Origin of the sequence: Roseivirga sp. UBA1976 (assembly GCF_002336325.1) — a bacterium.
Taxonomy (GTDB): Bacteria; Bacteroidota; Bacteroidia; order Cytophagales; family Cyclobacteriaceae; genus Roseivirga; species Roseivirga thermotolerans.
Genome location: NZ_DDDQ01000043.1, coordinates 1 through 23,818, shown reverse-complemented (window position 1 = coordinate 23,818; position 23,818 = coordinate 1). Strand labels below are relative to the sequence as shown.

Here is a 23,818-nt window from a genome sequence, read left to right as displayed (position 1 = left end):
AAACAACGTTCTATTCATTGTTGATTTCCAAATTGTAGTATGCCGAGAGCGAAGAAGACCGACCGGAAGATATTTGTTTTAGACACCTCCGTTATCCTTTACGAACACATTGCCATCATGAATTTTGAGGAGCACGACATTGGGCTCCCCATTACCGTGCTTGAAGAACTGGATCAGTTTAAAAAGGGAAACGACACCAAAAACTTTGAAGCCCGCGAGTTTACTCGTTTGCTCGACAAGCTGGCTAAAGACAAGTCGCTCCAGGACTGGATTCCTCTAAATGGAAAAACCCGCGGCAGTTTTAAGGTAGTAATGGAGGCCGGAAGCGGTGAAAGTGCCCTCGATGCTAATGTGATTTTTGGAGAAAAAAAGAACGACCACCGAATACTCAATGCAGCTTTGCGGCTCAAGGAGGAACACCCGGACCGTAAGGTTATATTGGTATCTAAAGACATTAACCTGCGCATGAAGGCCAAGTCTATTGGCTTACCGGCCGAGGACTACGAAACCGGAAAAATTAAAAATGTCGATTCACTTCGCAAAGGCAAGATTGAAATTGAGAAGATCGACTCTGAACTCATCAATCATTTGTATGAAGATGGCACTTTAGCACCCAAAGAGGTTCTTAAATCTAAGAAGCCGCAGCCCAATCAGTATTTTATACTCAAGAGCGATAAAAACTCGGTATTGGCCTATTATAACTCAATGGAACAAACCATTGAGAAAGTAGATAAACGACCTGTATCCGGAATAAAGCCCAAAAATGCTGAGCAAACCTTTGCCATTCATGCCATTATGAACCCCGAAGTAAAGCTCGTTACTATTCAGGGGGTGGCGGGTACCGGTAAAACGTTGCTTACCCTTGCCGGAGCCCTGGAACAGCGCAGAGAATACAAACAAATATATCTGGCCAGGCCCATAGTACCTTTGAGCAACAAAGATATAGGGTACCTACCCGGAGACATTAAGTCTAAGCTGAACCCCTATATGGAGCCTCTTTGGGACAATCTAAAGTTTATTCAAAACCAGTATAAGGAAACGGACAAAGAGTTTAAGGCCATTACCGAAATGGTGAATAAGGAAAAGCTCTTGATTACCCCATTGGCTTATATTCGAGGTAGAAGCCTCTCGAATATCTTCTTTATAGTAGATGAGGCTCAAAACCTTACACCGCACGAAATCAAGACTATTATTACCCGGGCCGGTGAAAACACCAAAATTGTGTTTACCGGAGACGTTCATCAAATAGATACGCCCTATCTCGATTCTCAATCCAATGGGCTTTCATATCTCATTGACAGGGTACAAGACCACCCTTTATACGCTCATATTACACTTGAAAAAGGTGAGAGATCGGAGCTGGCCAACTTAGCGAATGAGTTACTCTAGGTTTATGAGACTCTAAACAATCGGCTAAAAGGGTAGTTGAAATCTGAATAGTGCTGGTTGCTCCTCTAAGCCGACCGTGTCCTTTTCAACACAAAAAACCTAATGCCGTCACCTACAATTAGCCGGCCCACCCGGACAGTTGTGTACTATTTTCAACCAAAGGGTGTACGATAATCGTACACAATTTTTCGTTCACAATCGTACAATCATTTATTAATTGTTGATTTTCAGTGACTTGCAAGTATTGGCACAGCGCTTGACTAAATAGTGGCATAGGTCAAAAAATGAAAAACAACATTAACAGTACGGTCATGAATAGCTCAAAGGTCAATACTCAAAATAACTCAAGAAGAACAATCAAGAACATCAGCTCACTAATTGCAATGGCTTTAGCCATGGTCACTCTGTTTCAGGCAAGTGCTGATAAGCCCGGTAAAGCAGACCTTAGAATGTCTGCACTGGAAAGCAGCACCTTGCTAGAAATTGAGGCTTCTTTCAATGAGGCAGAAGAGATGAGTCTGGAAGAAATTGTGTTGGAAGAACTTGCCTTAGAATCTACTGAAGGGGTGAAGGTTTTCGATAGCAATGGTGAACTTCTTGCCTCTGGCAATCCTACAACAGATTCTTCTTTGAGAGGCTTGGTAAACAAAGCTGACTACTTAGCCAGTTTTGGCAGCAAAAAATACTACCGCCTGGCGGAATAAAAAACACCGTTTTAGTTAGGGTTAATTTTGGTTGAAGCCAGTCTGCAAAGACTGGCTTTTCCTATTCTGATACCTCGAACAAATCGTGAGAGGGCCAGCTTTTCACTAGCTTTATTCCTTCCCGAATGGCCCATCGGCTGGTACCCGGAAAACTCCCTCTTCGTGGAGTAGTATTGGCCACAATTACCCATGAGTATCCTTTTTCATCGCGGGTAAGCAGGGCCGAGGTTCCGGAAAGTGTTCCGGTTCTCCACCAGTGCTCTCCTCTAGTGCTTCTCCAGCCAAGTGGCTGGTTTATGCCTCCTACTCCATTGACCATCTTGTTAATCAGATCTTTGCTAAGAATGTCTTTGTATCTTCTTGAATAACCGTCTACCAACACCAGCACCCTCATTAAGTCTACCGAGTTGGCCAACCAGCCACCCGCAGGCCCAAGCATCTCAATATCATCGGCACCATAGGGCTTATACACCATTTTACCGGAGCCGGTAAATGACAGTTGTTGGTTGTCTACACTGTAGTCGTAATACTTTACCTCGTTTTTCTTACGGTCTTTCTCAAAGTTGCCGGCAATGGCCATGTTTTTAATACCGTTGGGCTCCAAAATATGGTCAATTACCCATTCTTCATAGTCATCGCCTGTTACTTCCTCTATAACCCTGCCCAAAAGACAATAACCAAAATTGGAATAGTCGAAGCGTGTGCCGGGCCTGTAAGGCAAATGTCTTGTGAGTACAAACCTTACCACATCATCGAACTCTATGGGGTAGCTCACCTTATCCATCTTGTGGATTTTATGGGGAATAAACATAGGGTCTCCGTAGGTGATGAGGCTCCAGCCCCCGGTATGATTGAGCAGGTGCTTTACTTTAATTTGATATACGTTCCGGTTCTGTATCTTATCGTAAGGTTTCCCCTTTAGAATTCCTTTTTCGCCAAACACATAGTCATCTAAGGAGAGTTTGCCTTCATCTACCAATTTGAGCACTGCAATGGCTGTAATAAGTTTGGAAACAGAACCTATTCTAAACCGGTGATAGGGCTCAACTTTTACTTTATTTTCTTTATCGGCATATCCAAAACCTTTGGCATATACCAGTCGCTCGTCTTTAACCAGTGCTACCGTGGCTCCTTCAATACGCAGGTTTCTCATAACCCGGTTTACCATAGAGTCCATTGGAGCGAGAGCAGGAAGGCTGGAGTGCTTATTAGTGAGAGGCACCCGGGCAGGTGCTTCAGTGATTGATTCAGGCTTATACGGGGTATTGGGCTTTCTTTTTATTGCGGTGAACAGGAAAACCGCAACTAGTAAAAAGAGTGCTGAAATCAGCCATTTTTTGTTATGCATAGTTCGTTTCGACCTTTTCGAAAGCTACAATTATAAGAAATAAAAGCATGAAAAAAGACCGCAGGTCTTACGGTCTTTCTTAAACAATATATCACTCTACTTTCAACTATTTAATTTCATTTAGCGTCCAGTTATAATCCATATGATTTACATCGGCATCGGCATTTATTTTGGTCTTGGCGTATCGGTTCAAAAACTCTATCAGGCTTTGGCCTTTGGTAAAATCTCCTTTAAACCAGTTGAAAATTTGTGAGATAGTAACTTTGTCTTTAGCGATTTTGTTTCGCACCGAATCGTTGATGAACTGGCGAGCTTGTTCATCGAGTTGCCGGTCTATTTTTTCGGCCACAAAAGCTTCGTTTCTTAAGGGAGGGCAGGAAAAGGAAGCACAGTTCACTGCAAAGTGTATTCTTGGCTCTTCAAAGTCTTTTCTCAATATTTTGTGTTCTATTCTGTCCAGGCTAAAGTCTTCACCCCCAATTTGAAACCACTTTTTTGTCCACACTGTGTTTACGGTAGGTATGGCTAAGGTTGGGTTCAAATCTTTGATGCTTTCAATGGGGTAGTTGTCTACAATTAACTTCACCGTGAAGGCATTATAGGCGTTGATCCAATAGGCCAGTTTTTCTTTGTCGGTCCAGCTGGCAGATGGAGGATTGTTGCTTAGTTCCCGGGTATAGGCGTTGAGTTTATCTTTGTCTTTCAACATGCCCTTATAGTTTACAAAACCTTCTTTATTCACGTGTTTTTGAAGTAAGTCGGTCCACAGGGAGTGATTGGGCTTTTGTTCGTTGGCGCTGGCAAAACTATTCTGCTTACCGGTGCAGGCCATTAACAGTATTATCACCAATAGAAGGAGTATATTCTTGTTTCTCATAACTCTCATTTGAAAGGATAACTGATATACGCAGTAAGTGGTTGCGACAGACTTAAATGCGACCAGTAAAGTGTCGGCTTATTGACCTCTATGCTACAATGAAAAACGGTTGCCTGACTGCATACTACAAGACAGGAACCAGCTCTTGAAAGTAATATGTAGCTTTTTCGCCTGTTTGTCGGTTTATGTCGTACGTTTTGGCCACTACCTCCTTCTTCTCGAAGGCAATGGGTTCTTTAAAAAGTGGGCCTTCAAATACAAAGGTGTGAAACTCTCCATTTTCTCCGCATGGATCTACGTTGGCGGGCAAATCATTCAGAAAGGATTCATTGAGCTCTCTGCCAACAAAAGAAGCATCAAGTTTGCGCCCGTCTACAGCTACCACGATTGTACGAAAACCCAGACTCAGAAACTCACGGACTAGTGTAGGGGTATGATGTTGCCATAGAGGGAAATGAGCCTTCATGCCCTCCTCTTGCAATTTGTTTTCTCGATAGGTCTTTAAATCTTCTAAAAAAATGTCTCCAAAAACAGAAGTACTTATTCCCTCGGCTTTAAAAGCCTTGAGTTGCTGTTGCATGAGGGAGTCATATTCATGCATAGTGGCTTGTGCCGATAATTCTACCATGCGAAGGGGTAGTCCTATGGCTTGGGCCTGAGTTTTCAATAGTTCATCTCTTACTCCATGCATAGAAATACGCCTGGTTTGAGCATTGACTGTAGTTAATAAAGCACTTATGTTTAGTTGAGGGTCTTGCAAGGCACGGTAGAGTGCCAGGGCACTGTCTTTTCCTCCACTCCAATTAAAAAAGGCTTTTATCTGCTCCATGTCTCGGGTTGTTCAGCTTATCTCTAAAAAGGCGTATCCATTATGGTATTCAACACCCCCTATGGTCAGCTCCATTTTACTGTTGTGCAAGGGGCCATTCACTACAAAGGTGTGATATTCTCCATTCTCCCCGCAGGCATCAATACCCAACTGCCCAAATTTATTCAGCAGCTTATGGTCTATGGTTTTACCCAAAATAGCATCGGCCCATTGTTCCTGGCACGAGACTATAAGGCATTGCATATTCAGTTCGAGCATTTGCAGTACTAAATCTCTTCTGCCCTTTTTCCACAATGGTAAATAGGCCTGAAGCCCGGCCGCTTTAGAAACTTTTTCTTCCCAGCTTCTATGCTCCTCTATATCTATATCGCCATATACGGCATGGGTAAGATCATATTCGGATTTCACGGCTTGAAGCCTGGCCACAAACCTGCTCTCATAGTTTGTCCATTCTGTCTCAATAAAAGTTATAGGTAGCCCTATGTTCATGGCCTGCATTTGCAATAGCTCTCTGGGAATACCATGAGATCGCGAGCGTTTTCCTGATTCGTTGAGTACATTGAGCAATACTTTGGGGCAGCCCCCTGAGGTGAGCGCTTTGCAGTAGGCAAGGTAGCTGTCCTTTCCTCCACTCCATGAGCAGAGGAAAGGCCAGCTAGGGTTGGACGACAATCGGCTCACTTAAAACCGAGCGGTTACTCCCAACGAAAAATTAACCGGACGGGTAGTGAACCCGTAGGTACCCACAAAATCTTCGTCCAGAAGGTTGTATACTGCTCCCGATAGGAGAACATCTCCACCAAACAATTCATGAGAAATGTTGAGGTCCAACATATTGAATGCCTCTAGTTCTACTAAAAAAGGATCGGAGAAAATAGCCGCCTGACGTTCGCCAAAACGATTGTAAACTACACCAACTCTGGTTCCTTGCTGGAAACGGTAGGTAGCACTGAGTCCGTACTTCTGACTGGGTATTCTGTAAAACTGCGAGGGGTCTCCAAAATTGTAGTCGGCATAGTGAGCTGAAACTTGTAATGGCTCAATTACTTGCCAGGTAATATCTGCTTCAAAACCATCAATTTTACGCTCTCCCGTCACATTTTCATAACCACCGCCAATGTAGTTACCCTGATTGTCGAAGCGAGAAACAAAATCGATAGCGTTCTCTTCCGTTCTGTTGAAGTACTCCGCATTGAGTGTGAATTTATCTGACAAATAGAGAGAGATACCAAACTCTAACGATTCGGTAGATTCGGCTTCAAGATTTGGGTTTCCGTAAAAGTTGGCAAACAATTGAAACAGGCTGGGAGCTACAAAAGCTGTTGAGTAAGAACCAAAGAGCTTTAACTTGTTTTCCTGATCCAGATTGAAGGTATAAACAGGATTAATCATGTACACAAGGTTGCTTCCATATTCGCTGTTGTTGTTTAAGCGAAGACCGGCATTGAGAGTAAGCCGTTCAGTGAGGTCGGCTGAAGCGTTAACGTAAGGGTCTATATTTGACTGGCCGGGCTGTTCATCACCATTCTCGAATTCGTAAGACTGATACTGCACTCCGGCAATGGTTTTTATTTTACCTGCAATTACATACTGGTTGTTTAAGTCCATTTGTAGGTTTTTTCCTTTTGCTACTGAAGGAAAGGCCGAAATAAACTCTCTTCTGATTCGGTTGAAGTTTGCTTTGAGACTTATGGTACCGCCATCGTACTTGTATTCCGGATGAACCCCAAAACTCACCTGTCTAATATCGAAACGATTGTCTCCATCAGAAAACGCTCCGTTGTCATACTCCGCTTCCAGGTTTTCATAGGCCAGATTGGCCTCTAGCTTAAAGGATTCATTGAACTGATAGCCTAATCTGGTGCGGCCAGAATACCTGAAAAATCCGTCATTCCCAAACTCCACATTGGGGTCATTATCCTCCGCAGCACTTATACCTTCGCTAGTTGAAATTCCCCCTGCGGCCAAATAACTAAGGTTCCCCTCTTTGCCCTGAACCGTAAGGTTGGAGTTTGCTGTACGGAAAGAACCTACATCGTGAGAAAGCGTAGCTTTTGGTGCGTCACCATTGGCCTCTTTTAGTTTAATATTAATCACACCCGCAGCAGCATTGGTACCATAAAGCGTACTGGCTCCTCCCTTGAGTACTTCTATGTATTCAATGGCGCTGGCATTGAGTAATCTGAGATCGTAGTCATTGGCAATTGAAGAGGCATCATTAATGGGCAACCCATCGATGAGCACTAGTGTATGACGATTGCGGCCTCCTCTTATGCTATATTCCAGGTTGCTACCGGGAGTTCCAAAAACACCATTCACGTTGATCCCCGGAAGTGCATTAATGAGATCGGCTACGGTGCGGCCGGCCATGTGCTCAATATCTTTGGCAGTAATTTTATAAATTACTTTTCCGGATTTTTCGATTGGTGTCTCAAAACGATTGCCGGTTACCACAACCTCACCGAGGTCCTTGGCCTTGTTTTCCTGAGCAACCATGGTGTGGCCGGAAACTGCCAGTAGAGCGCCCAATCCGAGAATTTTAGTCCATTTCATTTCCATATAGATTATCTAGTTGTTTAAGTAGTTCTTCAACAGTTTTAAATGATTTTGCATCAAGAGTCCATGTCCATGTCTCTTTGTGCTTGTTTACTCTAATCACTATTTGGGCTTCGCCTTCTGCAATCTGATGACCTGCTCTTTGTAAGGCTCTCTTTGTCCAGGTAACACCGGGTTGAGCACCTTCTACCTCTATTTCCAGACCCGGTAAGACCAAAGGCTTTTCAAAACGTGCCAATTCATGATTAAAAACCAACCCTTCGCGGGCAAAGGCCTTTTCCAGCTTCCCTTTCAACACCAGGTCTTCGGGAGTACCTTCTTCTACCGAGTGGCTATGAACAAGCCATAGTCTGTCGGCATAACCAATGGCCGATTCGATGTCGTGTGTAGAAAGAAGAATTGCTTTATTGGCCTCTCTGGCCAGCGATTTGAGTAAATGAAAAATTTCTATTCGGTTAGGAGAGTCCAAATGAGCGGTGGGTTCGTCCAGAATAATCAGGTCGGTTTGCTGAGCCAATGCTCTGGCTATCATCACTTTTTGTCTTTCACCATCACTCAATTCGCCAATGTGCCTATCAGCAAAAGGTAGTGTTCCGGTCACCTCTAAAGCCCATCGAATTATTTTTTTGTCGCCTTCGGTAAGGTTGCCCATCCAACTGGTATATGGAAAGCGCCCAAGGGCAACCAGTGCATAGGAAGTGAGGTTACCAGGGCTAACCCTATCGGTAAGTACCAGCGCCAGTTGCCTGGCCAACTGTTTGGCCGACACCTCTAAAAGCCTTGCTCCGTTGAGCCAGGTTTCTCCTTCCAGCGGTTTTTGAATGTTGGCAATGGTTCTTATGAGCGTAGATTTGCCACTACCATTGGGACCCAAAAGGCAGGTAAGCTCTCCTCGGCCGAGCGTTAGATTCAGGTTTTCCAGAACCTTGCTTGTTTTTGCCTTGGAAGTATAGCCTACGCACAACTGCCGAGTACTTAGTATCTGTTCTTTCATTAAAAACTCGACTTTAGGTTTCTTCTTTTCACAATGATCCAGATGACTATTGGAGAACCAATCATAGCGGTGATTGCATTGACCGGTAGCACCGTAGAACTACCCGGCACCTGAGAAATAATGTCGCAAAGCAGCATAAGAATAGCACCAACCAATACACAACATGGCACCAGAACACGGTGGTCCGATGTGTTTAAGAAGCTTCTGGTTAAATGGGGAACCGCTATTCCTACAAAACCAATTGGTCCGCAAAAACCGGTTATAGCTCCTGCCAAAACACTGGTTACCGCAATAATGAGCATTCTGGAGATGCGCACATTCAGCCCCATACTTTGTGCATAGTCTTCTCCCAAAAGCAGCACATTGAGTGTTTTGGAAAGAAGAAAAGTGGCCACAATACCCAAAGCCACAATAAGGCTCAGAACACCAAGCTGGTGGTTAGTAACTCCTCCAAGACTACCGAAAGTCCAGAGTATATATTCCTGTATTTGTTCCGGATCGGAGAAGTACTGCCATATGCTTACTACCGCTATGGTAATGTTGGCCACCATGATACCGACAATGAGCATGACAACATTGTCACGAATTCTATAGGAGATGGCCAAAATGATGAGTAATACCAGAAAAGCCCCTATGGATGCCGCCAGAACAACCAGCCAGCTTCCTCCGATACCCAGGGAACGAATGGCAAAAGCGGTAGTAGCACTGCCGGCCGCCAACATTATAGCCGCTACTCCAAGGCTGGCTCCTGCTGTTATTCCTAATACCGATGGTCCTGCCAGCGGATTTCTAAACAGTGTCTGCATTTGAAGCCCACCAACCGAAAGCGCTGCTCCCACCAACACTGCGGTGATTGTTCGTGGTAACCTGATTTTGAGGATAATATTTTGCCAGGCTTCATTGTCTACCTCAAACCCCAAAAGAATTCTCGCCACCTCAGTTACGGGTATAGACACTGAACCCAGAGCAAGATTGAGCAAAAAAAGACTTATCACTGCTGCCAGAAGCAGTAAGAAAGCCTTAAGGCTAACAAGGGGTTTGGAATACATCATAGGATTGGAAAAATTGACTAACGAAGTGGTGCGTAATAGACCAACTCGTGGTTGGGTAGCAGCTGCGGATGAAAAATCTTTACGATATCCTTGAGTATGACGTGTGGCTGAACAATGCCTGACTCATAATAGTCGTTGCCTCCACCTTCTGTATATTTGCCATATACATTGTATACCTTGCCGGTTTTAAATGCTTTGAAGTCTGCATAGCGACTATCTCTTTGAAGCACCTCTCCGAGTGTTTTGGCATTGCTGGGCACCATCCAGTAGTCGGCTTTGAGACCATAGGCATATACCGTTTCAAAATCGAGCTTGATACTTCCCGTAGACTCATTGTTGCTCCACGGATAGGCTACCTTGGCGGTTTGCAACATTCTGTAGGTGAAGCTATTTCCTCCGGCTACATACCAGGCATCTCCGTTGGCAATTCCGGTAATGGTAAGGGGAGATTTTTCTACTTCATTCTCAACCAGATTTAAGACTCTCTGGTACTCCTTTACTATTTCTTCAAAATAGGCATTGGCCTCTTTCTCCTTGTTCAATAACACAGCCACCAGCTTTAACCATTCTGCCCTACCCAAAAGGTCTTTTTCCTGCCAATCCGCATTGAGCAACACGGGTATGTCCGCACTTTCTAACACCTGGTAGTTATCGTTCTGAGAGTTAGGATAACCCACTCCCAACAATGCCTGAATACCGGATGCAAGCACAATTTCTGTATTGAGCATGCCGGAAGGGGCTAGCTCTATGGCCTCTCCTTTGCTAACAAGCTGTTGAATCGTATTACTTGAAACATACTGCGCAGTTTCTACTCCTTTTAGGTGGTCCAAAGCATCTAGCACTTCAAACATAGCCAGATGGGTTGTTGAAAGTGACCCCAATTGCTGCACCGGAACCTCAAGGGTACGATTAGCCGCAAAGCCGGCTGGTGCCGGGGTGCCTCTCTGCACTAGGGCATAGACTATTGTATCGACAAAATCATTGTAGTGCCTAAAAAGCTTAAGCTCTTTCCAATGGCCATGGTATTGTACATCAAAGCCAATGGCATAGTCTATGGCTACTTTCTCAGGGAAATAATCTTTGTTCGGATCGAATGGGCCAGAAGCTTTAGAGTTCGAATCGCCCGAACCGCAGCTTAAGCATAACAGAAAAACGGCAAACCACGGCAAAGTATATACCGCCCTGCGGTGGTTCAGAATAGAGATCAGTTTTTTCATACTATAGGCTTTTCCTCAGAAAGCGTTTTAGTGAACATTCACAATGGCAGGTCTTCTGACTTTCCCTGTTTTGTCGGCCTTCCCATCCCGATATATCGAGAAAGTGGCGTTTTCAACAAAACCTAAAAATGGGATTACAGCAGCTGGGACTGTTCAGGACTCTCACCTGATTCCCTTTTAATTCATACCGAAACCTTCAGCATGAAACCCTTGCGGTAATGCAAAGGTAGAGAAATATATTTTAGATTTGGAAATGCGATTAGTTACCCCCCTTACCCTACTGCTGATTTTTCTTGCCCTTAGCCCGGCATTGGCCCAAAAAACCGTGGAGCACTACCCCAGTGGAGAAAAAAAATACCAGGGTCGGATGGCCGATGGTAAAAAAATAGGCACACATACCTATTGGTATGAGAATGGCCAAAAAAAGAAACAAGAAAAGTACAACGAAAATGGAGTGCTCGTAAGACTGCGCGAATGGAATGAAAATGGGGAGCTGACTAAAGATGAAAAACCTGAAGAACTAATGGCAAAAATGAGGGTTGAGCAGTTTGCCAAAATGAACTGGATTGAACTCCCAGAAGGTGTTTCCTTCTACAAAATAAAAGGAAACAACTCGCCAAAAACCAGTAGCGACCTTACCAATTATATAGTGCATTACGCAATCTATTTAGAAGATGGAAGTGAAATTGAAAGCTCGCTATATTCTAATACGCCCATTCCGGTTAACCTGGAAAAACACAACATGATTGACGGGTTTGTGATTGGCCTGAAGCACTTTAACGAAGGCGACAATGGTTTTATAAAAATACCCCATCGGTTAGCCTATGGTTCTGAAGGCACCAAAAACATACCCGCTTACTCCACCCTTGTCTTTCAGGTTATTGTAATGAAGGCCGAATAGCAGAAACTAAAAGCCTTGTGAGGTTTGCCAATCAGAAATACTAATTCGCGCTTCGGAGTAGAGGTCATACACCGCAATAGTTACCGAACTGCCGTAGTCTTGCCCCCAAAAAGGATGCTTGTTGATAAGGTCTCTTGACTCTACATATTCCGGATGATAGGTTGCCTCCAGATCGTCCCAAACAATAAGCATGTACTCATAACTCAGTTTGCTTTCACGACCCTGTTCCAGCCATAGCTCAAACTGGCTTTCATCAAGAGAGGCAGGGTATTCTTTGCTTTCGAACATGTAATTCGTTTTCGATAGATTGAAATAGAGAGGCAAAGTAATAAAAGCATGGTCAAATATTTTAAGAAAGGCTTAGCTGTTATTCGCTACTCAAATAGAGGTTCAAAACAAACCCCGAAAAAACTTTCGGGGTTACACACTAACACGCGACACTCACTAAACCTATAGGAGTCTTGGGTTGTATGGAATTAATGACTCTAAACTCCTGTAATTCAGTAAGATGATCAATACCGGATTGTTGGTATTGTTGTAGCGACCAGATAAAGTTGGGAATAGGGAATACCCAAAGAATCACCCACCAATTACTCCAGCGGTTATTACAAAATTTGCAAGATAGCCCAAGCAGATCAATCCAATTGTATACTGGAAACCCACGTAGAGAACTCCACGCAGATTATTAAACTCAAAGCTATTTGCATCCAGTTTAATGCCAAAAAATATAATAGTAGTATAGTAAAGAGAAATATCCAACCCTCTCAAATTGAACTTCTTTTCGACCCCTTTATAGAGGTGATACTGCCCAGTATTACTTCTTTCATCTATTATAGCGTGCAAAGACCGAGGTTTATACGCTTTAAAGTATAGGTGAGGTAAACGAAGCCAATTGTACCCCCAGAAAAAAATAAAGAATATTGCCGTCCACCACCATATTAATGACTTGTTGTACCCATAATCATTCCAGTACTGATTAAGAATATTTAGTATGTAAGACCCCCAACCGGACCTTGGATCCTTGGTAAATATAAATTCGCGGTACTCTTTATCAATTTTCTCATAACTCGTTAGCTGACCAAGCTCCTTAAAATGCTGCAGCAATCTTTCATATTCCTTATTCCAAATGTCAAATGTAAATACGTTCCCAATCACTTCTGGGATATCCAATTGGAAATTCTCATATGAGAACTCAAGCTTTGAAAGGTCAGTTCCAATAAGATTTATTTTACAAAATTCATCCTTCCTAAGCGATCCAAGTGAACGTTTAGTATTAGTTAGGTTAATCGATTCATTGGACCTGACGTCTTTTAAAATTAATCTCTCGGGTAATGTTGCCCCTCCAAAATCAAGTCCCTTTTTAAATGTTGAACCCTCAAATGAGACTAACCCTTTATAATGGGGATATTTATAATCCTCTTCGAATGGATTGTAAGTTATATCAACTTCAGGAATTAGTGAAAAAGCTCTATTGGGATACTCATGGAAAAGATTACTACCCATATTTGGTCTCATTTCAAATACCGTGTTTAAAATTCTCAATGATTCAATTTCACTTCCCCCCCCAACTAAAAAAAGTTCGCCATTTAATTGAGCCCCTTCGAATAATATGTCGTGCTCAATCTTGGAGTCGACAATTATAAATAGACCAGTAAAAGTGCAGTCTTCTATTCTGAGACTACCACTTTGGGTTTGATGTGTGTCCAAATAAAATAATGCTCCATCATATGTTAGATCGTACATTCTAATACTCAATTGATCAAGAGAAATCGTTATTGTATCAGAGGCATATGTAACATCCATAAGGGATTTTAAATCACCATAATTGTACTTTACCAAAAAACTAGTGTATACATCAACACTAGATTTAGTACTCTTGATTAAAAAAGAATCTTGATTAACAACATAGGATGTATCTAATATTTGGTCCGATTTGATTCTATTAAAATAAAGCTCCAATGGATCCTTTCCATTCCTATTTTCTTCTACTCTATTTTGGGCTGAAATGGTTATTGGAAATAATGTCAAAATGAAATAGACATTTAATATCCTTCTACGCATGCTGTTATATTGATTTTATAAAAAAGAAAATCTAGCTCAAAAGGAATTTTCAACAGTTAATCCCTCGAATGGCTATGATCAACTTGTCAATCAATATAGTCAACAATTCAAGATAATTAAACTACATCAGCCACAGCACTAATAAACAGACGAGTTTATTTTAGTGTAAATAATCGTACTGTAAGTACTTTTATATATAGTTTTATAAACTACCATTTAGCAATGGTTTAAAATAAACTATATATTCGTACTGTGAGTACTAGCAATGCATCTAAAATAAACCAACTTCTTAAAATACAACCTAGAGGCACTGTACTTCTTGCCTCATGGCTTGTGGATAGGGGATATAGTTTCGACCTACAAAGAAGATACAGAGCAAGTCAATGGTTAGAATCTATAGGATCAGGAGCAATGATACGTACCGGAGATCATGTAGATATATCTGGTGCTCTTTATTCACTTCAAACTCAATTAGGCCTTTCTACACATTTTGGGGGGAAAACAGCCCTGGCCATGCAAGGTAAAGCACATTACTTAGAGCTTTCCAGTCAAAAGGTTTATCTGTTCGGTACCAAGGGAGAAAATATACCTACCTGGTTTCGCAAATATGACTGGGAAAGCCAAGTTAAATACTTCTCTACTGAATTTTTGGACAGTAAACATGGACTCATCGAGTTTCAAGTAAAAGAGTTTACTATAAAAATCTCGAGCCCTGCGAGGGCAATTTTGGAGTGTCTATACCTTAGTCCGGAAAAGCAAGATCTGGTAGAATGCTACCAACTCATGGAGTCATTGAATAATCTGAGGCCTAAACAGGTGCAGGAACTGCTGGAAAGCTGCTCGTCTGTAAAGGTTAAACGTTTGTTCCTCTATTTAGCTGAAAAATCGGGACATAGTTGGTTCAATCATCTTCAGCTTGACAAAATAGATCTGGGAAAGGGTAAAAGAAGCCTGGTAAGGCATGGGGTCTACGTACCCAAGTATCAAATCACCGTACCACAAGCACTAGAAAATGAGGGATCAATATAAAAGACAAGTCGATCTTTTACTTCAGGTTCTTCCGGAGGTAGCCAAAGAAGACTGCTTCGCCCTTCATGGTGGAACAGCCATCAATCTCTTTGTCCGGGAGATGCCCAGATTATCAGTTGACATAGACTTAACCTATATTCCTATTGAGGATAGACAAACTTCTCTGGAGAATATTTCAACCGCACTAATTAGGATAAAGGGCAATGTAGAAAAGGCTATTCCTAAAGCTTTTATAATACATCAAAGTGCCGATTCAAAACTTCAGATATCTAATCAAGGTGCACAAATCAAAATTGAAGTAAACTCCATCAACAGGGGTGTTCTCAATACTCCTGAAAAACGGATTCTATGTGATAGAGCCCAGGAGGAGTTTGATGCATTTTGCGAAGTACCAGTAGTTCCATTTAGCCAGCTTTATGGAGGCAAGATTTGTGCAGCTCTAGATAGGCAGCATCCAAGAGATATATTTGATATCAAACTACTTCTGGAGAATGAGGGACTGACCGAGGAAATCAAACCTGGTTTAATTCTGACCATTCTTAGTAGTAAAAGACCAATCCATGAACTTCTTAACCCTAACCTGCTCGATCAACGGGCGGCAATGGCCAACCAATTTGAGGGCATGACTGCCGAGCTATTCCCCTATAATCAGTATGAAAGTACCAGGCAAAAGCTTATTGGCGCAATTCAACAAATTCTGGATGACCGGGACAAACAATTCCTACTAGGTTTCAGCAAAGGAGAGCCAGACTGGAGCATTTATAACTTTGAGCAATTTCCTTCTGTTCAGTGGAAATTGCAGAATCTAATAAGGCTTAAGGAAGATATTCCTAAGAAGCATCAAGAACAACACAACGCCTTACTCTCTCTATGGCCGTAAGAGTTCATGCGCTTTTTATTTAACTTTTAGGAAACCCTCTTTATGAAGATCGTTTAAGAAAAAGTAGCCCTGCTAGGAATCGAACCTAGATCTAAAGTTTAGGAAACTTCTATTCTATCCATTGAACTACAGGGCCAAAAGGACTTCAATTTTCTGCAATAGACCATCAAATTCCAAGACAACAAGCAAGAAATTCAGAGTTTCCTTAGTACCGCGCGTCTTTAAGGTAGTTAGGAAAAATGGTAAAGTGTCGCTTCTTCACCTTTTCCATTAGCACCTCTCTAAACTCCTCTATATTCGTTTTGTTAACTGCAGAAATAAATACAGAAGCATCTTCCCCTTTAGCTATATAGGTGCGCTTCAATTCGTCTAGTGTAAGCGGAGGGTTATCCATTTCTTCCCTCATCTCCTCATCAATAGTTTTGAACTGATCTATTTTATTGAAAACCAAAATGGTGGGTTTATCTGCCGCACCAATATCTACCAGCGTTTGGTTAACCGTAGCCATCTGATCTTCGAAGCCGGGGTGCGAAACATCTACTACGTGCAATAGAATATCGGACTCCATTACCTCAGCCAAGGTAGACTTAAAAGACTCTATAAGGTGTGTTGGTAGCTTTCTTATAAACCCAACGGTGTCGGACAAAAGGAAAGGAATCTGATCAATAACCACCTTTCTCACTGTAGAGTCAACCGTAGCAAAGAGCTTATTCTCGGCCAATACATCGGCTTTGGTCATTAGCCTCATTAGGGTAGACTTCCCCACATTGGTATAGCCTACTAAAGCCACTCGTACAATGGTGCCTCTGGACTTGCGCTGCACCTCGTTTTGCTTTTCTATTTTCTCCAGTTTCTTTTTGAGAACTGCTATCTGATTTCGAATCATTCGCCTGTCAGTCTCAATTTCTTTTTCACCGGCTCCTCCTCTTGTTCCCGTACCTCCACGCTGCCTTTCAAGGTGAGTCCACATACGGGTAAGGCGGGGTAAAAGGTAGGTAGAACGAGCTAACTCCACTTGCGTTTTGGCCTGAGCCGTTTGAGCCCTTTCCAGAAAGATATCCAGTATGAGTAAGCTTCGGTCGTAGATTTTCACCTTCAGGTCTTTCTCCAGGTTCCGCAATTGCGATGGGGTAAGATCATCATCAAAAATCACTACCTGTACTTCTTCAGCAATCACGTAGGTTTTGATTTCTTCTAGCTTGCCTTTCCCGACAAACGAACGAATATCCGGTTTGTCCATCTTTTGAGTAAAAGACTTCACCACATTCAATCCTAGCGTTTCGGCCAAAAAAGCCAGTTCATCCAAATATTCTATAACGGTTTCTTCCGGCTGGTCCCTGTTCACCAGAGCTACCAGCACAGCTTTATCGTTTTCTTGCGGTCTTGTTTCGAATCCTCCCATAAATAATGCCGCAAGTTACCATTAATCGAATCATTTGTGAAACAGACCTTTAAAATCAGTCAGTGGTCGAAACAAAGGTTTAACTATAAAATTTGCACCTAACTTTATTTCTCTCTAAGCACATATTGAACATATTTGAGTTGATAATTCCGTTATGAAGATTATAGAAACCGGCTTTGATGGCTTATACGAACTAGAACCTAATATTTTTGGCGACAAAAGGGGTTATTTTTTTGAATCGTACCGAAGAGAACTTTATCAGGAGCTGGGTATTCGGGAAGATTTTGTTCAGGACAATGAGTCATTTTCCGTAAAAGGCACCCTTCGGGGACTCCATTTTCAGAAGCCACCACATGCTCAGGCCAAGTTGGTTAGAGTTATTCATGGTAAGGTGTTAGACATTGCTCTGGACATTCGCAAAGACTCGCCTACTTATGGAAAGCATCACACGGTTTTACTTGAGGCCGAACGTCACAATATGTTCTTAATTCCTGCAGGGTTTGCCCACGGTTTTGTTGCGCTAGAAGACTCTGTCTTCTTTTACAAATGCTCCAACTATTACCACAAGGAGTCTGAAGGAGGCATTCTCTGGAATGACACATCCCTGGGAATTGACTGGGGAATCAGCAACCCTATAGTTTCAGAAAAGGATCAAGTTTTACCTAACTTTGCGGCCTATAAGCAAAGTCCTGCATTTTGAGCCTTTTTTCATTTTTGCGCAATAAGAAGTCTGCTCCCAACCTGGGCGGTATTACTACCGATGTGCACTCGCACCTCATTCCGGGCATAGATGATGGTATTCAAAGCATTGAAGAAGGCCTTGAAATTTTGCGTACTATGGAAGCTCTGGGATATAAAAAGGTGATTACCACCCCGCACACTATGTGGGGCACTTACGACAATACCCCAAAAAATATACGCTCAGGCCTTAAAACCATGCAAGAAGCTCTTGAGCAGGCAAATATCTCTATTGAACTTCAGGCGGCTTCTGAGTATTATCTGGACGAGCATTTTATGCAAAAGCTTTCGGCCGATGAAGAGCTGCTTACTTTTGGTAAAAACTATATACTGGTTGAAACCGGTTTTATAAATGAGCCCCCTGAGCTTAAAGAAGCAAGCTTTCATTTAACCATGAAAGGGTATAGAATGGTATTTGCTCATCCGGAGCGCTACCTCTATTTGCTAGAAAAACCACAGCTTATTGAGGAACTTTTAGATCGGGATATCATTTTTCAGTTGAACGCCATTTCTTTAACCGGCTGTTATTCTAAACCTGTTCAGAAACTAGCCGAACGACTTATTGATATGAAGGCTATACGAATGGTCGGAACCGATTGTCATCAAATAGGACACATAGAACTACTAAAAACAGCTAGCACTACCAAGTATTGGAAAAAGCTGCTCGAGTTAGACTTATTAAATCACCAGCTATAGAATGAAAGTATTTATAACGGGAGCTACCGGTTTGTTAGGAAGCTTTATATGCCGTGAGTTATTGCAAAAGGGGCACCAAATCAGAGCCGTAAAGCGTGCAACAAGTCAAATGACTCTGCTAGAAGATATTGCGGGGCAAATTGAATGGGTAATTGGCGATATGAATGACACCGTATTTCTGGAAAGCGCTCTTACCGGTATAGATGCTGTTATTCACGGAGCCGCCATTATATCTTTCGACAAGCGGTTTGAAAGCAAAATGTACGAAACCAACGTTTTGGGTACTGCAGATTTAGTCAACACTTGTCTCAAATTAAATGTAAAAAGATTTTTACACGTGAGCTCTGTAGCCGCCATTGGCCGAAAGCCCAATCAACGTGAGATTACAGAAAAGGACCGTTGGGAAGGCACCAAATATGATTCCATTTATGCCCGTTCCAAGCACCTCCAAGAGCTGGAAGTTTGGAGAGGAGCCCAGGAAGGGCTCGAGGTCAAGATAATTAACCCCTCAGTAGTTTTAGGACCCGGTCTTTGGGGGCAGGGAGGCAGCACTTCGGTTTTTCATTATGCCTACAACGAAAAGGCCTTCCATCCGGCCGGACATGCCAATTTTGTTGATGTACGCGATGTAGCCGAAATAGCCGTTAAACTTTTGGAGTCTGACATTCACGGAGAACGGTTCATTCTCAATGCCGGGTCATTACCCTACAAAGAGTTTTTTGGCACCATTGCCAGAAGCTTCGGAAAGAAACCTCCGGCTAAAGAAGTGAAACCCTGGATGCTGCGCGTGGCCGTAGCTCTTGAGTTTGTACGCTCAAGAATAACCGGAAAAGAAGCAATGATTACTAAAGACACGGCCATTTTGAGCAGAAGCAGATTCCATTTCAGTAATCAAAAAATAAAAAAGACACTGGGCGTAGAATTTAGATCTTTCGAAGAATCGGTAGACTGGACCATTGCCGAACTCAAAAATCGCTATCAACTGTAAATCAAATAGTTGAACGGTTATCCCAATGAATTCGGGAAAATTTTAATCGTTCTGTATGGATTAAATGTGCCGTAATTCGTAGTTTAAGTAAACCAATTGACGTAATGCAGGAAGACTATCCGAGTAGAGAAGAGGAACGTGGGTTGATTAGCAAGTTTGAGGAGCTTCTCAAAAACAAAGGTTTTCATTTCTTCGACATCGAAGAATATGAGACCATCATTCATTATTACCTGGAACGACTACAGTTTGGAAAAGGGCTAAAGGCCGGACGAATGGCCCTTCAACAATACCCCTTCAGTTTAGAGATTAGCATCTTAATTTCTCAATGCCTTGTGGGCAAAGAAAAATATGACGAGGCCCTTAAGGTAATTGAAGAAGCCGAAAACCTTCATCCCAACGACCCGGAATTGCTGACCGTAAAAGGCAACATTTACTCTATTTTGGGTGAGTTTGAGAAGGCCGTTGAAATTCTGCTTTCTACTCTCGATGGAGCAGAAGATAAAGCAGAAGTTTACTACAACATAGGGCTCACCTATCAAACCAATGGCAAATACGAAGTCGCCATTGATTTTTATAAACAAGCCATAGAGACAGACATCAACCACGAATCGGCACTCTACGAATTGGCATACTGTCTGGACGTTACAGGTAAGCTGGAAGATAGCGTAGCCTACTATAAAGAGTTTATCGACAGAGACCCCTATTCGGCTTATGCCTGGTATAATCTGGGCATTGTATATAATAAGCTAGAAAAGTTTGAAGAGGCCGTAAAGGCCTACGATTTTGCCCTGGTAATTGACGACACCTTCGCTTCTGCCTGGTTCAATCTGGGTAATTCATATATGAATCTGGAGCGTTACCAAGACGCACTGGAAGCTTATAAAAACACCCTCAGCAACGAGGGGCCATCTTCTGAGGTTTACTGTTGCATTGGGGCAGCCTACGAAAAAATGGAGCAATACGAATACGGAATTAAATATTACCGTAAAGCTTCTAAAATCGATCAGTTTTATGAAGATGCCTGGTATGGCATAGGCTGTTGCCTTTCGGCACAAGAAAAATACTTCGAGGCCATACACTTTTTAAACAAGGCCCTAAAGTTAGATCCAGAAAATGCTAACTACTGGATGGCCGTGGCCACTGCCGAGTATAACATTGGCAACGTAGTTTCGGCCATAGAGGCCTATCAGGAAGCGGCCATACTGGAGCCTGTAAATAATGAAATTTGGCTCGACTGGTCATTTATTCATTACGAGCAGGGCGAAATGAAAAAAGCTATCTCACTCATTGATAGAGCCTTGGAGGAGGTTCCTGACGATGCTGAGCTATTATACCGCATGGTGGTTTATCAAATCACGGCAGGTCATTACCGCGAAGCCTTTACTTATCTAGAAAATGCCTTAATTTTGGACTTCGAAAAACACGAAGTGCTCTTCGAATTTTTTCCTAAACTGGAAACGCAAAAAGCGTTATTCAAGATTATCGATCAATACAGAAGTAAGAATTAAATGCATTACTTTTTAACAGACGTGCCTGAAAGGGCACAAAAACCACGGGAGAAAGGTTTCACTATGGCTATGGACAAAGGCCTTAGCGTGAGACAGGCCGAGGATTTCATCAGCGTTTGCGGTGACTATGTAGATATTGTGAAGTTGGGCTGGGCCACCTCTTATGTGACACCTAATTTAGACGCTAAACTCAACGTATATAGAGAAGCAGGTATACCCTTCTATTTTGGAGGAACTCTGTTCGAAGCATTCATTGTGAGGAATCAATTTGATGATTACCGAAAAGTGCTCGACAAATACAATATGCCCTTTGCCGAAGTTTCTGATGGCTCCATTGAGCTGGACCATGATGTAAAATGCGAATACATAACCAAACTGGCAGAACAAGTAACCGTTCTCTCCGAAGTAGGCTCCAAGGATGCTGAAAAAATTATCCCTCCTTACAAGTGGATAGAACTGATGCAAAAAGAGCTGGATGCAGGAGCATGGAAGGTAATTGGCGAAGCCAGAGAAAGTGGCAATGTAGGCCTCTTTAGATCTACAGGCGAAGTAAGATCCGGCCTAGTACAGGAAATCCTTACCAAAATTCCTTTCGAAAAAATTATTTGGGAAGCACCTCAGAAAGCCCAACAGGTATATTTCATTAAACTAATGGGAGCCAACGTAAACCTCGGTAATATTGCTCCTGAGGAAGTTATCCCTTTAGAAACCCTGCGTTTGGGACTACGGGGCGACACGTTCGATCATTTTCTCGATCGCAAAGTTTAACCCATGAGCAAGCTCATAAATTACATTACCCTCTACCTCAAAGGACTAGCCATGGGGGGAGCAGATGTGGTTCCGGGAGTTTCCGGAGGCACCATAGCTTTCATCACAGGAATTTATGAGCAATTGCTCACTAGTATTAAAAGAGTGGATGCAACCGCGCTTGGCTACCTTAGACGGATGGACATTAAAGGGCTTTGGAAATACATAAACGGCTCTTTTTTGCTCACCCTGTTAGTTGGTATCTTCACCAGCGTAATCACCTTAGCCAAGGTTATTACGCATTTGCTTAGCGACAGTCCCATACAGGTATGGTCTTTCTTCTTCGGACTCATTGTTATTTCAGCCCTCATTATTCTGAGAGAAATAAAACAGTGGAGTTTTGGAGTGGCCATTGCCATCGTTATTGGTATTGGTATTGCCTATCTAATCACATCTTCTACCCCGGCTGAAACCCCTGAAGGAAAGTGGTTTTTATTCATAGCCGGTGCGGTGGCTATATGCGCCATGATTTTACCGGGAATTTCCGGATCATTTATTCTCTTGCTATTTGGCAAATATGAATACGTGCTCACGGCCATAAAGGAATTTAAGGTGGTAGACATTATCATCTTTGCCTTAGGTTGCATTGTTGGACTCCTAAGCTTTGCACGCCTGGTAAGCTGGCTTTTTAATAAGTTTCACAACATTACGGTAGGCGTACTATCAGGCTTTATGATTGGTTCTCTCTATAAAGTCTGGCCATGGAAAAAAGCCGTAGAAACTTATGTAGACAGGCACGGTGAGATTAAACCGCTCTATGAAATAAACGTAATGCCTAACGACTATCTGGCCCAAACCGGTATGGAGCCTCACTTTGTTGAAGCTCTTGGCTTCGCAGCAGGTGGTTTTCTGCTTGTTTTGGCTATAGACAGAGTAGCAGCATATTTAAAACCCGGTAATTGATATGAAACGTTTTGGACTGATTGGCTATCCACTAGGTCATTCTTTCTCCAAAAAGTATTTCAGTGAAAAGTTTGAGAAAGAAGGCCTGCAAAACCTTGAGTATGAGCTCTACCCCATAGAGTCAATTGAAGAGTTGCCGGAACTTATCAAATCGGAGAAAGGGCTTTCCGGCTTAAATGTTACCATTCCTTATAAAGAGCAGGTAATTGCATATTTGGACGAAATAGACCCAAAAGCCGAGCGAATAGGCGCTGTCAATTGCATTAAAATTCAAGGGAAAAAACTGATAGGTTATAACACCGACTATAGCGGCTTTAAAGAGTCACTTGTCAAATTTGTAGGCCCTAACCCAATGCCTGAAAGAGCATTGATTCTGGGAACAGGCGGAGCATCTAAAGCAGTAAAAGCTGCTTTAGAAAACCTGGGCATCGAACACCAGTTTGTGTCCCGAAATCCTAAGGAAGGCCAATTGAGCTATGACCTTCTCAATACTCAATACTCCATACTCCATACTACGAAGCTCATTATTAACACCACCCCGCTGGGCATGGCCCCCAATACGGACACATTACCACCACTACCATACGAACAACTTACCAAAGAACACTTTCTTTATGATCTGGTTTATAATCCGCTAAAAACTGCTTTTATGCAAAAAGGAATTGATGCCAAATGCTGGGTAAAAAACGGACTGGAAATGCTCCACGGACAGGCAGAAGCGGCTTGGGAGGTTTGGAATTCCTAAGTATCTTCTGCCATGAAGAGAGCCCTACTTCTTACTCTATTTGGATTTCTGATTGAAAAAAATTCGACATGCCAAGAGACAAAGTATGAACAATTGGCATTGAACTATTTTTTCGAGAATATTATTGAGGAAGAGAACTATCAACAATTCAGGCTATTAGCCACAAGCTATGTCCTCACAGCGTCTTTTAACAG

The 23,818-nt window shown here is 42.5% G+C and carries 23 protein-coding genes, 1 tRNA gene and 1 riboswitch; of the genes, 12 read left to right on the top strand and 12 right to left on the bottom strand.

Annotation, left to right across the window (positions count from 1 at the left end; translation table 11 throughout):
• The first annotated feature begins 39 nt into the window (after positions 1-39).
• On the top strand, positions 40-1,389 hold the full coding sequence (locus tag B3763_RS04585) for a PhoH family protein (RefSeq protein ID WP_189628539.1): 1,350 nt from the start codon (positions 40-42) through the stop codon (positions 1,387-1,389).
• 284 nt (positions 1,390-1,673) lie between these two features.
• Positions 1,674-2,093 (top strand): hypothetical protein, encoded by a 420-nt coding sequence (locus B3763_RS04580; RefSeq protein WP_286744174.1) that lies wholly within the window; start codon positions 1,674-1,676, stop codon positions 2,091-2,093.
• A 61-nt stretch (positions 2,094-2,154) separates the two neighbouring features.
• Here B3763_RS04580 and B3763_RS04575 read toward each other — a convergent pair whose 3' ends face one another.
• The 8 genes from B3763_RS04575 to B3763_RS04540 form a co-directional block, all read right to left on the bottom strand.
• Positions 2,155-3,441 carry a serine hydrolase domain-containing protein gene (locus B3763_RS04575; protein ID WP_189628541.1) on the bottom strand — a complete coding sequence of 429 codons (1,287 nt, stop codon included), beginning with the start codon at positions 3,439-3,441 and terminating at the stop codon, positions 2,155-2,157.
• A gap of 106 nt (positions 3,442-3,547) precedes the next feature.
• Positions 3,548-4,318: a DUF547 domain-containing protein gene (locus tag B3763_RS04570; protein ID WP_189628542.1), complete on the bottom strand. Its 771-nt coding sequence runs from the start codon at positions 4,316-4,318 to the stop codon at positions 3,548-3,550.
• 124 nt (positions 4,319-4,442) lie between these two features.
• Positions 4,443-5,147, bottom strand: a complete 705-nt coding sequence (locus B3763_RS04565; RefSeq protein ID WP_286744169.1) for a diphthine--ammonia ligase — start codon at positions 5,145-5,147, stop codon at positions 4,443-4,445.
• Positions 5,148-5,159: 12 nt separating this feature from the next.
• A complete protein-coding gene (locus tag B3763_RS04560) occupies positions 5,160-5,828 on the bottom strand; it encodes a diphthine--ammonia ligase (protein WP_229838488.1) in 669 nt (222 codons plus the stop codon).
• Entirely contained in the window at positions 5,829-7,700 is a 1,872-nt protein-coding gene (locus tag B3763_RS04555) for a TonB-dependent receptor plug domain-containing protein (RefSeq protein ID WP_286744166.1), read from the bottom strand.
• Positions 7,687-8,697 carry an ABC transporter ATP-binding protein gene (locus B3763_RS04550; RefSeq protein WP_286744163.1) on the bottom strand — a complete coding sequence of 337 codons (1,011 nt, stop codon included), beginning with the start codon at positions 8,695-8,697 and terminating at the stop codon, positions 7,687-7,689. The genes B3763_RS04555 and B3763_RS04550 overlap by 14 nt, the downstream gene beginning before the upstream one ends.
• Positions 8,697-9,749, bottom strand: coding sequence for a FecCD family ABC transporter permease (locus B3763_RS04545; RefSeq protein WP_229838489.1), 1,053 nt, complete (start codon positions 9,747-9,749; stop codon positions 8,697-8,699). Before B3763_RS04545 ends, B3763_RS04550 begins: the two co-directional genes overlap by 1 nt.
• A gap of 17 nt (positions 9,750-9,766) precedes the next feature.
• Positions 9,767-10,966, bottom strand: a complete 1,200-nt coding sequence (locus B3763_RS04540; protein WP_286744159.1) for an ABC transporter substrate-binding protein — start codon at positions 10,964-10,966, stop codon at positions 9,767-9,769.
• Between the two features lie 28 nt (positions 10,967-10,994).
• A riboswitch (cobalamin riboswitch) is annotated at positions 10,995-11,193 on the bottom strand.
• Between the two features lie 26 nt (positions 11,194-11,219).
• Here B3763_RS04540 and B3763_RS04535 point away from each other — a divergent pair.
• A complete protein-coding gene (locus tag B3763_RS04535) occupies positions 11,220-11,867 on the top strand; it encodes an FKBP-type peptidyl-prolyl cis-trans isomerase (RefSeq protein WP_286744156.1) in 648 nt (215 codons plus the stop codon).
• Between the two features lie 6 nt (positions 11,868-11,873).
• Here B3763_RS04535 and B3763_RS04530 read toward each other — a convergent pair whose 3' ends face one another.
• Entirely contained in the window at positions 11,874-12,155 is a 282-nt protein-coding gene (locus B3763_RS04530; protein WP_189628548.1) for a hypothetical protein, read from the bottom strand.
• A 291-nt stretch (positions 12,156-12,446) separates the two neighbouring features.
• A complete protein-coding gene (locus tag B3763_RS04525) occupies positions 12,447-13,928 on the bottom strand; it encodes a hypothetical protein (RefSeq protein ID WP_286744154.1) in 1,482 nt (493 codons plus the stop codon).
• A gap of 252 nt (positions 13,929-14,180) precedes the next feature.
• Between B3763_RS04525 and B3763_RS04520 the strand changes: the two genes are divergently transcribed.
• Complete coding sequence (locus B3763_RS04520) at positions 14,181-14,957, top strand: type IV toxin-antitoxin system AbiEi family antitoxin (protein WP_286744152.1); 777 nt, start codon at positions 14,181-14,183, stop codon at positions 14,955-14,957.
• On the top strand, positions 14,941-15,837 hold the full coding sequence (locus tag B3763_RS04515) for a nucleotidyl transferase AbiEii/AbiGii toxin family protein (RefSeq protein ID WP_189628550.1): 897 nt from the start codon (positions 14,941-14,943) through the stop codon (positions 15,835-15,837). The genes B3763_RS04520 and B3763_RS04515 overlap by 17 nt, the downstream gene beginning before the upstream one ends.
• A 64-nt stretch (positions 15,838-15,901) precedes the next feature.
• Here B3763_RS04515 and B3763_RS04510 read toward each other — a convergent pair.
• Positions 15,902-15,973, bottom strand: a tRNA-Arg gene (locus B3763_RS04510).
• 69 nt (positions 15,974-16,042) lie between these two features.
• Complete coding sequence (gene hflX, locus B3763_RS04505; protein WP_286744147.1) at positions 16,043-17,239, bottom strand: GTPase HflX; 1,197 nt, start codon at positions 17,237-17,239, stop codon at positions 16,043-16,045.
• 154 nt (positions 17,240-17,393) lie between these two features.
• On the opposite strand from hflX, the gene rfbC reads away from it, so the two are divergent.
• From rfbC to B3763_RS04470, 7 genes are all read left to right on the top strand, one after another.
• Positions 17,394-17,939, top strand: a complete 546-nt coding sequence (gene rfbC, locus B3763_RS04500; protein ID WP_189628552.1) for a dTDP-4-dehydrorhamnose 3,5-epimerase — start codon at positions 17,394-17,396, stop codon at positions 17,937-17,939.
• Positions 17,936-18,673 carry a tyrosine-protein phosphatase gene (locus tag B3763_RS04495; protein WP_286744145.1) on the top strand — a complete coding sequence of 246 codons (738 nt, stop codon included), beginning with the start codon at positions 17,936-17,938 and terminating at the stop codon, positions 18,671-18,673. Before rfbC ends, B3763_RS04495 begins: the two co-directional genes overlap by 4 nt.
• 1 nt (position 18,674) lies before the next feature.
• The gene (locus B3763_RS04490; RefSeq protein ID WP_286744144.1) at positions 18,675-19,661 is read left to right on the top strand and encodes an NAD-dependent epimerase/dehydratase family protein; all 987 of its coding nucleotides are present in this window, start codon (positions 18,675-18,677) and stop codon (positions 19,659-19,661) included.
• 104 nt (positions 19,662-19,765) lie between these two features.
• Positions 19,766-21,169, top strand: a complete 1,404-nt coding sequence (locus B3763_RS04485; RefSeq protein ID WP_189628555.1) for a tetratricopeptide repeat protein — start codon at positions 19,766-19,768, stop codon at positions 21,167-21,169.
• Positions 21,170-21,937, top strand: a complete 768-nt coding sequence (locus B3763_RS04480) for a phosphosulfolactate synthase (RefSeq protein WP_189628556.1) — start codon at positions 21,170-21,172, stop codon at positions 21,935-21,937.
• 3 nt (positions 21,938-21,940) lie between these two features.
• Complete coding sequence (locus B3763_RS04475) at positions 21,941-22,879, top strand: DUF368 domain-containing protein (RefSeq protein ID WP_286744141.1); 939 nt, start codon at positions 21,941-21,943, stop codon at positions 22,877-22,879.
• Position 22,880: 1 nt separating this feature from the next.
• Complete coding sequence (locus tag B3763_RS04470; protein ID WP_286744139.1) at positions 22,881-23,624, top strand: shikimate dehydrogenase family protein; 744 nt, start codon at positions 22,881-22,883, stop codon at positions 23,622-23,624.
• Positions 23,625-23,818: the final 194 nt, after the last annotated feature.

Bases quoted from the DNA above. Each gene is read 5' to 3' on its own strand.
- B3763_RS04515 (WP_189628550.1), top strand. From the start codon at position 14,941: ATGAGGGATCAATATAAAAGACAAGTCGATCTTTTACTTCAGGTTCTT.
- B3763_RS04535 (WP_286744156.1), top strand. From the start codon at position 11,220: ATGCGATTAGTTACCCCCCTTACCCTACTGCTGATTTTTCTTGCCCTT.
- B3763_RS04525 (WP_286744154.1), bottom strand. From the start codon at position 13,928: ATGCGTAGAAGGATATTAAATGTCTATTTCATTTTGACATTATTTCCA.
- B3763_RS04585 (WP_189628539.1), top strand. From the start codon at position 40: ATGCCGAGAGCGAAGAAGACCGACCGGAAGATATTTGTTTTAGACACC.
- B3763_RS04575 (WP_189628541.1), bottom strand. From the start codon at position 3,441: ATGCATAACAAAAAATGGCTGATTTCAGCACTCTTTTTACTAGTTGCG.
- B3763_RS04475 (WP_286744141.1), top strand. From the start codon at position 21,941: ATGAGCAAGCTCATAAATTACATTACCCTCTACCTCAAAGGACTAGCC.
- B3763_RS04485 (WP_189628555.1), top strand. From the start codon at position 19,766: ATGCAGGAAGACTATCCGAGTAGAGAAGAGGAACGTGGGTTGATTAGC.
- B3763_RS04570 (WP_189628542.1), bottom strand. From the start codon at position 4,318: ATGAGAAACAAGAATATACTCCTTCTATTGGTGATAATACTGTTAATG.
- B3763_RS04580 (WP_286744174.1), top strand. From the start codon at position 1,674: ATGAAAAACAACATTAACAGTACGGTCATGAATAGCTCAAAGGTCAAT.
- B3763_RS04565 (WP_286744169.1), bottom strand. From the start codon at position 5,147: ATGGAGCAGATAAAAGCCTTTTTTAATTGGAGTGGAGGAAAAGACAGT.
- B3763_RS04555 (WP_286744166.1), bottom strand. From the start codon at position 7,700: ATGAAATGGACTAAAATTCTCGGATTGGGCGCTCTACTGGCAGTTTCC.
- B3763_RS04550 (WP_286744163.1), bottom strand. From the start codon at position 8,697: ATGAAAGAACAGATACTAAGTACTCGGCAGTTGTGCGTAGGCTATACT.
- B3763_RS04470 (WP_286744139.1), top strand. From the start codon at position 22,881: ATGAAACGTTTTGGACTGATTGGCTATCCACTAGGTCATTCTTTCTCC.
- B3763_RS04480 (WP_189628556.1), top strand. From the start codon at position 21,170: ATGCATTACTTTTTAACAGACGTGCCTGAAAGGGCACAAAAACCACGG.
- B3763_RS04545 (WP_229838489.1), bottom strand. From the start codon at position 9,749: ATGATGTATTCCAAACCCCTTGTTAGCCTTAAGGCTTTCTTACTGCTT.
- B3763_RS04540 (WP_286744159.1), bottom strand. From the start codon at position 10,966: ATGAAAAAACTGATCTCTATTCTGAACCACCGCAGGGCGGTATATACT.
- B3763_RS04530 (WP_189628548.1), bottom strand. From the start codon at position 12,155: ATGTTCGAAAGCAAAGAATACCCTGCCTCTCTTGATGAAAGCCAGTTT.
- rfbC (WP_189628552.1), top strand. From the start codon at position 17,394: ATGAAGATTATAGAAACCGGCTTTGATGGCTTATACGAACTAGAACCT.
- B3763_RS04490 (WP_286744144.1), top strand. From the start codon at position 18,675: ATGAAAGTATTTATAACGGGAGCTACCGGTTTGTTAGGAAGCTTTATA.
- hflX (WP_286744147.1), bottom strand. From the start codon at position 17,239: ATGGGAGGATTCGAAACAAGACCGCAAGAAAACGATAAAGCTGTGCTG.